This is a genomic window from Herbaspirillum sp. DW155, from assembly GCF_037076565.1.
GTDB lineage: Bacteria > Pseudomonadota > Gammaproteobacteria > Burkholderiales > Burkholderiaceae_D > Herbaspirillum.
Genome location: NZ_AP029028.1, coordinates 1,526,741 through 1,539,521, shown reverse-complemented (window position 1 = coordinate 1,539,521; position 12,781 = coordinate 1,526,741). Strand labels below are relative to the sequence as shown.

At 61.0% G+C, this 12,781-nt stretch carries 9 protein-coding genes, 1 tRNA gene and 1 pseudogene; 10 read left to right on the top strand and 1 reads right to left on the bottom strand.

Features of this window, described 5'->3' with window-relative positions; translation table 11 throughout:
• Nucleotides 1-75 precede the first annotated feature (75 nt).
• The 8 genes and pseudogenes from AACH55_RS06875 (at nt 76) to AACH55_RS06840 (ending at nt 9,022) form a co-directional block, all read left to right on the top strand.
• On the top strand, nt 76-1,155 hold the full coding sequence (locus AACH55_RS06875) for a tartrate dehydrogenase (protein WP_338718683.1): 1,080 nt from the start codon (nt 76-78) through the stop codon (nt 1,153-1,155).
• A gap of 273 nt (nt 1,156-1,428) precedes the next feature.
• Nucleotides 1,429-1,869 carry a surface-adhesin E family protein gene (locus AACH55_RS06870; RefSeq protein ID WP_338718682.1) on the top strand — a complete coding sequence of 147 codons (441 nt, stop codon included), beginning with the start codon at nt 1,429-1,431 and terminating at the stop codon, nt 1,867-1,869.
• Nucleotides 1,870-1,946: 77 nt separating this feature from the next.
• Nucleotides 1,947-2,031: transfer RNA gene (locus AACH55_RS06865), tRNA-Leu, on the top strand.
• 585 nt (nt 2,032-2,616) lie between these two features.
• Complete coding sequence (locus AACH55_RS06860; RefSeq protein ID WP_338718681.1) at nt 2,617-2,802, top strand: hypothetical protein; 186 nt, start codon at nt 2,617-2,619, stop codon at nt 2,800-2,802.
• 593 nt (nt 2,803-3,395) lie between these two features.
• Nucleotides 3,396-4,436 (top strand): annotated as a pseudogene (locus tag AACH55_RS06855) (type VI secretion system Vgr family protein); the annotation flags it as partial.
• A gap of 93 nt (nt 4,437-4,529) precedes the next feature.
• Nucleotides 4,530-6,374 carry a DUF2345 domain-containing protein gene (locus tag AACH55_RS06850; RefSeq protein WP_338720209.1) on the top strand — a complete coding sequence of 615 codons (1,845 nt, stop codon included), beginning with the start codon at nt 4,530-4,532 and terminating at the stop codon, nt 6,372-6,374.
• A 15-nt stretch (nt 6,375-6,389) separates the two neighbouring features.
• The gene (locus AACH55_RS06845) at nt 6,390-7,934 is read left to right on the top strand and encodes a hypothetical protein (protein ID WP_338718680.1); all 1,545 of its coding nucleotides are present in this window, start codon (nt 6,390-6,392) and stop codon (nt 7,932-7,934) included.
• Entirely contained in the window at nt 7,934-9,022 is a 1,089-nt protein-coding gene (locus AACH55_RS06840; RefSeq protein ID WP_338718678.1) for an Imm71 family immunity protein, read from the top strand. Before AACH55_RS06845 ends, AACH55_RS06840 begins: the two co-directional genes overlap by 1 nt.
• Before the next feature lie 524 nt (nt 9,023-9,546).
• Here AACH55_RS06840 and AACH55_RS06835 read toward each other — a convergent pair.
• Nucleotides 9,547-10,455 (bottom strand): LysR family transcriptional regulator, encoded by a 909-nt coding sequence (locus AACH55_RS06835; RefSeq protein ID WP_338718677.1) that lies wholly within the window; start codon nt 10,453-10,455, stop codon nt 9,547-9,549.
• A gap of 108 nt (nt 10,456-10,563) precedes the next feature.
• Between AACH55_RS06835 and AACH55_RS06830 the strand changes: the two genes are divergently transcribed.
• Entirely contained in the window at nt 10,564-11,370 is an 807-nt protein-coding gene (locus tag AACH55_RS06830; protein ID WP_338718676.1) for a substrate-binding domain-containing protein, read from the top strand.
• Nucleotides 11,371-11,427: 57 nt separating this feature from the next.
• Nucleotides 11,428-12,735 (top strand): MFS transporter, encoded by a 1,308-nt coding sequence (locus AACH55_RS06825; RefSeq protein WP_338718675.1) that lies wholly within the window; start codon nt 11,428-11,430, stop codon nt 12,733-12,735.
• Nucleotides 12,736-12,781 lie beyond the last annotated feature (46 nt).

Genomic DNA, 12,781 nt, shown 5'->3' with positions numbered 1-12,781 from the left:
TGTAGGCGAAGCGATTTATGATGGCCGCAGTTTTCCATTGAACGGTCATCCCTTTACCCCGGAGGAGCAGCAACGATGAGCAAGACCCACAGAATCGCCGTCATCGCCGGCGACGGCATCGGCCAGGAAGTCATGCCCGAAGGCTTGCGCGCGGTCGAGGCCGCCAGCAAGAAGTTCGGCATCGATATCGAATTCACCCATTTCGACTGGGCGCATTGCGGCTACTACGCCAAGCATGGCCAGATGATGCCCGATGACTGGTTCGAGCAGCTGAAGGGCTTCGAAGCCATCTTCTTCGGTGCGGTCGGCTGGCCGGCCACGGTGCCGGACCACGTTTCCCTGTGGGGTTCGCTGATCAAGTTCCGTCGCGACTTCGACCTCTACGTGAACCTGCGTCCGGTGCGCCTGATGCCGGGCGTGCCCTGCCCGCTGGCCAACCGCAAGCCGGGTGACATCGACTTCTACGTGGTACGCGAGAACACCGAAGGCGAATACTCCGCCATCGGCGGGCGCATGTTCGAAGGCACCGAGCGCGAGACCGTGATCCAGGAATCGGTGTTCAGCCGCAAGGGCACTGACCGCATCCTGAAGTTCGCCTTCGACCTGGCGCAGAGCCGTCCCAAGAAACATCTGACCTCGGCCACCAAATCCAACGGCATCGCCATCACCATGCCCTACTGGGATGAGCGGGTTGAAGCCATGGGCGCCAAGTATCCTGAGGTGCGCCGCGACAAGTACCACATCGACATCCTGACCGCGCACTTCGTGCTGAACCCGGACCGCTTCGATGTGGTGGTGGCGTCCAACCTGTTCGGCGACATCCTCTCCGACCTTGGCCCGGCCTGCGCCGGCACCATCGGCATTGCGCCCTCGGCCAACATCAATCCCACGCGCGAACTGCCCTCGCTGTTTGAGCCGGTGCATGGTTCGGCACCGGACATCTTCGGCAAGAACATCGCCAACCCGGTGGCCACCATCTGGTCCGGCGCGATGATGCTGGACTTCCTGGGCAATGGCCAAGGCAAGTACCGCCAGGCCCACGACGCCATGCTGGCGGCCATCGAGCATGTGCTGGTCAATGGCCCGATCACGCCCGACCTCGGCGGCAAGAGCAACACCACGGACGTGGGCAAGGCGATTGCAGCGGCCATCTGATCGCTGGCATCCTCTTGTGGTAGCAAACAATGGCTCGCCTGGTGCGAGCCATTTTCATGTTGTGCTGCGATGTTCAATCGTAAAGAGCATGTTAGGATGGCCGCACTTTCATTTTTCGCGATTGACGAGTTGGACATGGCTGCAAGCCTGCGCATGACAGCACACCGCTTGCTGGCGGAACTGCTCTTCTGGAGCATCACGCTGGTGCTGCTGCTGGAAGACGATGTCGCCATGCTGGCCATGATGCTGACCTGACGCGATGCCCAGCCCGACATGGATTCACGCTCCTTCTCACTTTCCCCGATCCGCTGCCTGTCCCTGCTGCTGGTCACTGCACTGGCTGCGGCCTGCCTGCCGGCACATGCCCAGTGGCAGCCGCTGGGAGAGAACAACATCGGCAGCTTCTTCATCGACAAGAGCAGCATCACCACCACGCGCGGCGTGCGGCAGGCGCAGATCCTGCTGAACTGGAACCGTCCGCAACTGCTGATGGGCCAGGGCAGCAAGATTTATTACCTCTCCGAAGTCTCTACGGCCTACTTCGACTGCAGCAGCCGCCAGCTCGGCTTTGGCAGCCGCAAGATGTATGCGCAGGCCGATGGCAAGGGCCAACTGCTGCTCTCGCCGCAGCTGGCCTATGCGGACGTGAAGCTGCAGGATCCCATTCCCGGCTCGACCGGGGAGCGGGCCATGGAGGCGGTGTGCGGTAAATAATTTTCTCTTGGCTTTATTCGGCGGCGTTGAGGACTTGCTCCGAAAAGCGAAATCGGTAATAATCGCTGGCTCGCGTCGCCGGGATGGCGGAATAGGTAGACGCACGGGACTCAAAATCCCGCGCCGCAAGGCGTGCCGGTTCGATTCCGGCTCCCGGCACCACAAAATTATTCGATGCTGTACAGAGATGTTTGAAAGCCCGCGTGTCTGGTGACACCGCGGGCTTTTCTTGTTATCTGACGCCCGGGAACGTGGCCTTGCATCCAGGATCAATTCGTTCAAAGACGGTATGTCCCTGACTGACTATCGATCACGCACGGCACATGTTCTACATTTTCCAGCCCTTACATCATCTAAACCGCATTTCGGAGTGGGTCAAATCCCCGCTTCTGATGATTGCTTCTTCAATACACCGCCCGGATTAACGGCGAGCCAACCCAAATCAGTAAAACTTATAAATCATTTTCTTTTTGCGGCGAGTTCACGAAGGTCACTCAACAATCACCCAACACGCAGAATCTCAGCGACGTCAATTTCAAGCACTTCATCATCGCCCCTCAATCCACATCTCGTAAATATTTGAAATCGTCAGCTTGCTGACCAACCCTGTAGATCCTGGGCGTTCTCTAACTTGTTCGAGAAACAGATCGGCAAATATCGATACTCATCCCACATAAATTCGAAGGTGCACAAAAAGCTGAAGACGAGTACTCCAAAGCGGCTTCGCGCATCGTATAGAAAAATCCGATGCCCACCGCCACAGTCTCGCGGTGGAGCCGCCTCACGCCGTCCAACATTCGATATGAAATTTCCGCCCCGCATACCGGCGGCATCGCGGCCGATTCCTCGCTCAAGGCACTACAAGATGAAGGCCCCTTCCTGACGGCGAATCCAATGCTGCAAAAGCAAACAGCCTTCTGGGCTGAACAGTGAAGCGCACGGCATCTACCCCTGATCCCATAGCGTTCCGACCAGCTCGAATTCAATCGTGTTCTTGACTATTGTTGTGGAACCGACTGCGGCTAACTCTTGACTTCCCCGACTCACTATCTTGGCGGACAGGAAGAGTGATGCAGGGAAATTGTAGGTTATTTGTCAGGGCGCTGTAATTTTGCGTGACAATTATTTGTACTAAAAATAAATATTAGTTAATTTGTTGTTCACATCGTGAGTCGCTCGCGGACCGTTTATGGTTAGCTTTGCAATGCCGTCATTGCTTGCTTTGAAACGCGTCAATACTCGAACGGCAAGCTCTACAATTGCAACTACCCTGCCGATCTTTCCGGGCGTTTGGCTGCCCGCTCCTGCCCGCTTGCCAACATTCTCTCCGCTCCTGAGAACTTTACGCCTGATTGCCTGTCCTTAAGGCGCTGACGCCAACACGGCGCACAGTGATTGCAACATCTGTCCTCGCGACGAGGCTGCGCAAACCACCCTTCGCCAGCCGATGAAGAAAATGACAACGACAATGGGGCCAAACGCATGATTTACTCATCCCTCACCTTCCCGGGCACAGGTCGGTTGCCATGAGCCTGCCCATTTCCGATGCACTCTCCAGGGTCATCTCGACCGTGTTCGGCGCCGGTCTGTCACAGCACGCGCGTCTTATCACCCTGCACTCGGCGCAATCTGGCGATTTGCCGGAGTCGCTGGTGGTAGAACGCTTCCACGGCCAGGAAAGCATCAACGACAACTTCCATTTCGACATCGATGCCCTGTCCCTTTCCACCGACCTGGACCTGAAGCAATTCATCGGCAGCGAGATCACCCTGCGCCTGCTGCAAGCCGACGGCAGCACCCGCGCATGGCACGGCTACTGCACCCAGGCGTGCTGGCTGGGGGCCGACGGAGGGCTAGCACGCTATCGCTTGCGCATGGAATCATTCCTGTCCTTGCTCGACTTGCGCCGCGACAGCTACCTGTTCCAGGACATGACGGTGACCTAGATCGCCGCCGAACTGTTCAAGGAATACCCGCAAGCCAACTTCGCACTTGACGTGAGCCGCTCGCTGGCCAGGCGTGAGATCTGCACCCAATACCGCGAAAGCGACCTGGCCTTCCTGCGCCGCATCCTGGCTTCGGAAGGCCTGAGTTTTCGCTTCGAGCACGAGCAGGATCAGCATGAACGCCCCCGCGATGAAGGCCAGGCGCAGGCGCGCCACAAGTTGATCATCTTTGCCCCAGATGCCGCGGCGCCTGCCATGCCGGGCGGCTATGACAGCATCCGCTTCCACCGCACCGCCGCCATGGAGGAGAGCGACGCCATCACGGACTTCAGCGCCGTGCGCAGCGTGCAGCCCAATGGCGTGGCCTTAGCGAGCTGGCATCCCGAAAAGATCTCCTCCCCGTCCGCCGAAGACAGCTCCGCACTGGAGGCCGGCGAACTGCCCTCCCTGCCCGTCTATGACGGCACCGGGCAGCAGGACTTCGCCGACCAAGACGCGGCCTCGACCCACGCACGGCTGATGCTGCAGGCCCTCGAGATGCAGAACAAGCGCTTCGAAGGTGCAGGTTCGGTGCGTCAGCTGGCAGCCGGAGCACGGTTCTCGCTGCTCCGGCACGAACGATATCCGGATGGCCAAAACAGCTTCAAGGTCATCAGCGTCAGTCACGCCGCCCGCAACAATTTCGACACCAATATTGCCCGCATCCTCGACGACATGGCGGCCCCGGCCGCGAGCGGCCTGTCCGGCAGCGCCGCCGCAGACGAACTCAAGTCCGGCACCTATCGCAACCGCTTCGTGGCCGTGCGCGCGGCGGTGCCGGTGGTTCCGCTGGCCATCACCCAGCGACTCAAGCCGACCGCGCGCGGTACGCAAACTGCGCTGGTGACGGGCTTGCCCGACGCTGCCGTCACCACCGACCGCAATCATAGGGTCAAGGTGCAATTCCACTGGCAGCGCGGCGAGGCCCCCAATCCCGGCGGCCTGCGCGAGACCGGCAACCTGGAGGATCAGAACGGCAACGCCCCCGGCAATGACGCTTCCGGCACCTGGGTGCGGGTGGCCGAGGCGCAGTCCGGCCCCAACTGGGGCAGCCAGTTCGTCCCGCGTGTGGGTAGTGAAGTCCTGATCGATTTCATCGAGGGCGATATCGATCGTCCGGTCGTGGTCGCCCAGCTCTACAACGGCCAGGATGCACCACCTTTCCCGGCCGGTATCGATTCCGATGCCAATCATGCCGGCACGATTTCCGGCTGGCACAGCACCGCGCACGACGGTAGCGGATTCAATCAATGGGTGGTCGATGATACGCAGTCACAACTGCGCATGCGACTGGCCTCCAGCCATGCCAAATCACAGCTAAACCTGGGCCACCTGGTCGAGCAGGCCGATACCGGTGCCCAGCGGGGCAGCTACCGTGGCCAGGGCTTCGAGATGCGCAGCGATGGCTGGGGCGTGGTACGCGGCGGCGAAGGCCTGCTGCTGTCGTCCACCGCACGACCTGCCAGCGGGGCCAGCGTCAGCGGCACGCAGATGAACGCCAGGGAAGCGGTCGCGCAATTGAAGGGCGCGCGCCAGTTGGTGCAGGCCATGAACGAGGCGGCCGCCGGGCAGCAGGTACTGCACAGCGCCGCTGCCTTGCAGGCCAAATCCGATTTCATCTCGGTCATCGACCCGGCCGACCTGGGCAAGCATCCGGCCAGCGTCAATGGTCAGGATGCCGTCAAGAGCGATGGCAGTTCCCGCCAGACCGATCCATCGCAAGCGGTCGAAAAATTCGCCAAGTCGGCGGTACTGATGGAATCCCCGTCCAACATCAACTGGGCCAGCAACGCCTCGACCCTGCTGTATGCAGGTGAAAACCTGCAGTGGACCAGCCAGGGCGACACGCATTGGACGGCCTCCGATACCATCAGCGCGGCCGCGGGCAAGGCCGCCAGTCTCTTCGCACATGATGGCGGGATCCAGGCCTTCGCCGGCAACGGGCCGGTGTCGCTGCAGGCGCACACCGATGCGCTGGAGGTGCTGGCCGACAAGGAAGTCGTGATCACCAGCGTCAACGACAGCATCGAGATCAAGGCCCGCAACAAGATCGTGCTGCAGGCCGGCCAGTCCTCGGTGACCCTGGAGGGCGGCAACATCACCTTCGCCTGCCCGGGGACGTTTTCGGTCAAGGGGGCAGGTCATGCGTTTGCGGGCGGGGCCAGCGCCCCTGCGATGCTGGGGGATTTGCCCGAGGGCGAACTGCCTCAGGACACTCTCTATCTCGACCACCGCTACCACGACGAACAGCCCCTGGCCGGTGCGAGCTACTTCGCCCGTCTGGCAGATGGCAGCACCCGCACCGGGCAATTGGATGGACAAGGGCGTGCGGTGGTCTCCGGTGTGCCGGCAGGCGCTGCGCAGGTGTCTTTCAGCCCCATGCCTGGTGCTTACGAACGCGTCGACAAGACGCCCATGCCCAACTATGACCCTCATCCATCGGAGAGCAAGATCGATAGCCTCATCAGGAAATACTACTCGGGCACTAACGGGGGTGATGGAGGCGACAGTGCAAGCTAAGGGGGAGCAACACCAATGAGCAACAAGCAAAGTCCACCTGCCGGGTGGACCTGGAGCCATTTTCGGGCCGTCTGCGCCGATGTCGGAAGCTGGACCTGGGGAACGGTCCAGGGCGCCTTCAATGAGAAAGCCAGCCTGTCGCAGATCATCGTCGACGCCATCGTCGGCATGATCCCCCTGCTGGGCGATGCCACGGCGGTGCGCGACCTGATCGCCGTCATCATGGGCATGGTAGACGAAGAAGAAAAACGTAATTCGACCTGGCAATGGGTGTTGCTGGTGGTCTTGCTGTTCGCCTTGATCCCGGTACTCGGAGGCGCCATCAAGGGCGTAGGCAGACTGCTCATCAAGGCAGCCGAAGAAGCGGCCCATCTGGCCGGCGCCGCCCGCCTGGCACACATGGGCCAGGCAGCCAAGGATATCGTCGCCTTTCTAAACCGCATCGGTTTCAAGCATGCAGAGAAGTGGCTGCTGTCGCTGCGCTTCAGCAGCTACCAGGCGCAGATCGTCAGCAGATGCCTGGACGTCATCGATACGTTCTCCAAGGCCCTCTTCAAAATCAAGAAGTCGATCGGCGCAGCCTTGCCCGGCAACCTGGTCCAGCGAATCGACGCAATCCAGCTGCAATTGGGCAAGATAAGAACCAAAGCCTCCGAAATGATCCCCACAGCGATCAAGGAACTGGATAACAAGCTGCGTGAGATCCAGACCTTCATCCGCACCGGCGGGGAGACTACCAGCCGCGTCGCCACGCGCGAGATCGCCACCGGTAAACGTGCGGTCACGCGTGCCGATGAGGCACGGGTCATCGAGAATGAAGTACCGCCGGTGCGCACCCGGCGCGGTGGTCTCAAGCAGAATCCGGCGCGTGCCGACAACCCGGATGCATGGAAAAAATACTACAAGAAGCCGCCCAAGGGTTCCGGTTATCCCGACCTGACCGAATGGGACAGCAACGGGGTGTTCAAGGACCTGCAGGCCTTTTCAGGGAAGGTAAGCAATCGCCCGCTCAGGGAGGGCGAGAGAATATTCCGCTTCTTCGGACCGGAGGGCCTCACACGTGGTGAACCGGTCGGGGCAGCCTCGGCAAAAGGCCGCTGGTGGGGCATCGGCCCGGCGCCGAGAACAGCCAAGGAATGGCGTCAGCAAGCCGCTGTGCTGGACGAATTCAATCGCGACGGTTTCGTGATCGAAGGAATCGTCAGGGCCAAGACTGGCCCCAAGGCCGCAGTAGGAAAAGTGTCCGAGCAGATGAGTTCGAAGATTCCCGGACAATATCTGCCCGGTGGGGCGACCCAGGCGGTCATGGACATGCATGCGCTCACGCGCGACAAATTGGCATCACTGGCCGAGCAAGTGATGAAAACCAAGAAGCCCGCTCACTATCTCGACCCTGCTTCGGGCATAGAATTCACCATCCGCCCCACCGGCTGGACCGACGCCAATGGCGTCTGGGGCTACGTGGAATCCGCGCACAGCCTGCAGACCACGGTGAGCCGACTGGGCGCCCGCGAACGGGCCCCCAAGACCAATGACGGAAAACCCTTACCATCACGATAATGCGTACCTCGACTTCCGCCGCCCCACTGCCTGATGCGCACGAGCGCCAACAGATCTTTTATCTGCTCAAGAAACTCAGTTCCATTACCGCCTGGCAGCGCATCTTCCACTTCTACCAGCAATGGGCCAACATGGCCGAGGCCAGCGTGAGGGATGCCGTCAACCAGGGCTGGGGCAAACTGACGGGCCTGCCCGAGCGTGACTATGGCCTGATCCTCAAGGGTCTGGCGCATTGCGAGGAAGGCGTGAACCGGCTGCGCCAGGGCAACAAGCTCGTCTTCCATTACGATGCCAACGGCGAATTCGTGATGGCACGTCGCCCGCTGACTTACTTCCATGAATTCGTCCATCGGGTGCAGACCGGAGACAGCGACATTGACCTGGCGCGTACCCCGCGCTGGGATGCATTCTGCGCCATGACGTCCATGCTCGACAGCGCCTGGTCTGAATGCGCAGCCCTGATCCTGGAGAGTCAGTACCTGGATCAACCAGCTCCGCTGGTATTCAACCAGACCTGGCGCGACAAGCTCAACAAGCTGCCTTTTCCGGACAGCCTGCCTCCCGTGCCCGAGCCCTTGCGCAATACCGTGGTGGCCAGTGGAAAGGCACTGCCGTGCTCGGGAATATGGGAACCGGTCGAACTCCCGATGCGCAAAAACGCACCCAGTCTTTTCTCGCGGTCAGCCGAGGCACCTGATGGCCCCTTGCCGCCATTCGGGTGCATGAACTACCTCCACGGCGGCTCCGACGCTCCCACCATCGAAGTATTCGATGCTGACGATGAGATCAAGGAGGTCGCTACCCAATGGCGGCTGATCTGGAAGGATGATCGCTATCTCGACGGCACCATTCCCGACGAAGAGTCTGCTTACACGTTCACCGAGCCGAGCCCGAATGCTGATGCGCCTGCCACTGCTGCACCTGCCGCCAGTGCAGATGGCATCCTCTGGGCCATGAGCGGCGACCCTGCGCCAGTATCAGGCCGCTGGCTGGTGGAATCGGACCTGGCAGCCAGCATCGACGCCAAGAGCGGTGACAGGCTACCCCTGCATCAAGGCCGCCAGGTGCGCTGGGTACTGGGCGATTGAGTGGCAGAGGTGCTCCTCTTCAAGAAGATCAACCTGGTCCGCTTGGCGCCGTGGGCGAGCCAGTGACGGTGGGGCTAGCACCAATCCGGCTATCCATTCATCCGCGAAGACCTGCCCTCCCCGGAGCGAAAATAATTTTCTGAAAGCAAGCAGTATCATTTTTCCGACGACGGCTATATAATCGCACCCTCTTCGAAAAAAGACCCCGCAAAAGCGCCCCTGAGCGCATGCCGTAAATGGGTTTTTGGACAAGATGCGAAGGCCGGTCAGAGCAACAAGTTGCGCCCCGGACTGCACAGAACAATCCACAAAAAGGCCCTCGCAAAGCGAGGGCCTTTTTTATGGCCAACGGATTTGCAAATAATTTGCGCAACCTCGCCAGAACCCGCTTCACAGCTGGAAACTTATCCCCGTTTTATGTGCATAAACTTGTGGATAAGCCACATCCGCCCGACGCAAGCACCGTCCCCGCCTGCCCTCCCAATAAACCGCACAAAATTTAAGCAGCAAGCGTTATCAGAAAATTATTTACGCGGCTTGCTGGCCATGGCTTCCCGCAGGGCTTGCGCCAGCGTCGCGGCAGCCGGTTTGAGCACCCGTCCCTTCAAGGTGATCAAGCCCATGGCCCGGCTCAAGACGGGGCTCGTGACCGGCCGCGCCACGATGCCCTTGTAGGGCGCGTTGCGAATGGCCAGCTCCGGCAGCAGCGCCACCCCAAGACCAGCCGCCACCAGGCTGATGGCGCCGGCCACGTGATTGGTTTCATACTGGATCACCGGCCGCTGCGGCACGCGCGAGAAGGCATTGTCGATCAGGCTGCGGTTGCCGCTGCTGGAGGACACCGACACCAGCTTCTCCCCCGCCAGTGATTTCCAGTGCAAGGTACTCTGCGCGGCCAGCGGATGATGGGACGGCATCACGGCCAGGTAGCGCTCGCGCGTCAATGCCTCGAAATCGATCTCGGCTTCCTGCGCGCCGATGAAATTCACGCCGAAATCAGCCTCGCCCTTGCGCACGCTCTCCAGCACGTCCGCCGCACTCTCGTCGATGATGCGCACCCGCACATTGGCATGAGTGCGCGCATAGGGCTTCAACACCAGCGGCAACAGGTTGTTGGCCACCGAGGGCACGCAGGCCACCGTCACCTGTTCGCGCCGGTGCGCCATGCCCTGCTCGACGCTCTTGACGGCCAGCTCCAGTTCCTCCATCACCGCCTGGGCGTGCACCAGGAACAGTTCGCCCGCAGGAGTGAGCGAGACGCGCCGGGTCGTGCGATCAAAGAGCCTTTCCTGCAAGGCTCGCTCCAGGTTCTCGATGCGGCGGCTCAGCGCCGGAGCGGTGATGAACAGGCCTTCGGCGGCCGCGCGAAAGCTCGACTGGCGTGCCACGGCGATGAAGGCCTGCAATTCGGCGGTCTCGATATTGATGCGCATTTTTTATCAATCCTCAGATTAATTGCAATTAACTTTTCAGCCGATTCTACGCAAACTGCCGGGTCTCATCCCCAAAACGTCGAAATAACACGCCAACAGGAGATCCGCATGATCCGTTCCGCTCCCACTGCGCGCACCCTGCGCACTTCGCTTTTCCAACGCAGCGTCCTGACCCTGGCCCTGGGCGCGATGACTTCCCTGGCCGCTGCCGCCGACCTCCACGTGGTCAGCTCCGGTGGCTTTGCCGCCGCCTACAAGGCACTGGCCCCTGTCTTCGAACAGAAGACCGGTCACAAACTCATCTCCGGCTGGGGCCCCTCCATGGGCGAAACGCCGCAAGCCATTCCCAACCGCATGAAGCGCGGTGAGCAGATCGATGTGGTCATCATGGTGGGCGACTCGCTGGACAAGCTGGTGGCCGAAGGCAAGGTCTCCAAGTCCGGGCACAAGCTACTGGCCCTCTCGCGCATCGGCCTGGCTGTCAAGGCGGGCGCGCCCAAGCCGGACATCTCCACGATCGATGCCTTCAAGCGTACGCTGCTGACCGCCCATTCTGTGGTCTACTCCGACAGCGCCAGCGGCGTCTTCCTCTCCACCAAGCTGTTCAAGCGTCTGGGCATCGACCAGCAGATGGCCTACAAGGGCCGCATGATCCCGGCAGAACCGGTAGGCGAAGTGATCGCCCGTGGCGAGGCCGAAGTGGGCTTGCAGCAGATCTCCGAACTCAAGCCGATCAAGGGCATCGACATCATCGGCCCCATCCCCGAGAGTGCCCAGCAGCTCACGCCCTTCTCCGCCGGTGTGGTGGTCGGCACCCATGAGCCCGAAGCGGCCAGGCAATTGCTGGACTTCCTCTCTTCCCCGGAAGCTGAGGCGGCCATCAAGGCATCCGGCCTGGATCCGGCGCGCCGCTGAAGAATGTGAAGGAACGCGTCGAAGTACTGCCTTAAAGAGAGAACGAGAGAGACCGACATGAACACAACAACCAAAACAAGCAGCACCGCCAAGCATTCCAAGCTGTCCACCGTCCTGCGCGTGACCAGCGGCAACTTCCTGGAGATGTTCGACTTCTTCCTGTATGGCTTCTATGCCAGCTACATCTCCAGGACCTTCTTCCCGTCGGACAACGAGTTCGTTTCGCTGATCCTGACCTTCGGCACCTTCGGTGCGGGCTTCCTGATGCGGCCGCTGGGCGCCATCATCCTGGGCAGCTACATCGACCGCGTGGGCCGTCGCCAGGGACTCATCGTCACGCTGGCCATCATGGCCATCGGCACCCTGTTGATTGCCTTCGTGCCCGGCTATGCCACCATCGGCATGGCGGCACCGATCCTGGTGCTCACGGGGCGATTGCTGCAGGGCTTTTCGGCGGGGGTGGAGCTGGGCGGGGTGTCGGTCTATCTGGCCGAGATGGCCACGCCCGGCAACAAGGGCTTTTACGTGAGCTGGCAGTCGGCCAGCCAGCAGGCGGCCATCATGGCGTCCGCCTTGATCGGCTATCTGGTCAGCCAGTGGCTCTCGCCGGCGCAGATCAGCGAATGGGGCTGGCGCATTCCCTTCTTCATCGGCTGCATGATCGTGCCGGCTATCTTCATCATCCGTCGCTCCCTGCAGGAAACGGAAGAATTCCTGGCCCGCAAGCGTCATCCGGGCTTTGGCGAAATCATGGCCTCCATCGCCCAGAACTGGAAGATCGTGGTGGCCGGCATGATGATGGTGGTGATGACGACCGTCTCGTTCTATCTCATCACGGTCTACACGCCGACCTTCGGCAAGAACGTGCTCAAGCTGTCGGCTTCGGACAGTCTCATCGTGACCTTCTGCGTGGGCTTGTCCAACTTCTGCTGGCTGCCCGTCATGGGCGCGCTGTCGGACCGCGTTGGACGCCGTCCGGTGCTGGTGGCCTTCACGCTCTTGACCTTGCTGACGGCCTATCCGGTGATGTCATGGCTGGTATCGGACATCAGCTTCAAGAACCTGCTGATCACCGAACTGTGGCTCTCCTTCCTCTACGCCAGCTACAACGGCGCGGCCGTCGTGGCGCTGACCGAAGTGATGCCGGCGCACGTGCGCACGGTGGGCTTCTCGCTGGCCTACAGCCTGGCCACCGCAATCTTCGGCGGTTTCACGCCGCTGGTCTCGACCTGGCTGATCGAAACATCGGGTGACAAGGCCGCGCCGGGTTACTGGATGAGCTTTGCGGCGGTCTGCGGCCTGATCGCTACGCTGGTGCTGTATCGCGGCAAGGAGCTGGCGACGGCTGCTCCCCGGAACGCCTGATCCCACAGCTTCGGCAAGAATGAAAAATGGCGGACCCGAGGGTCCG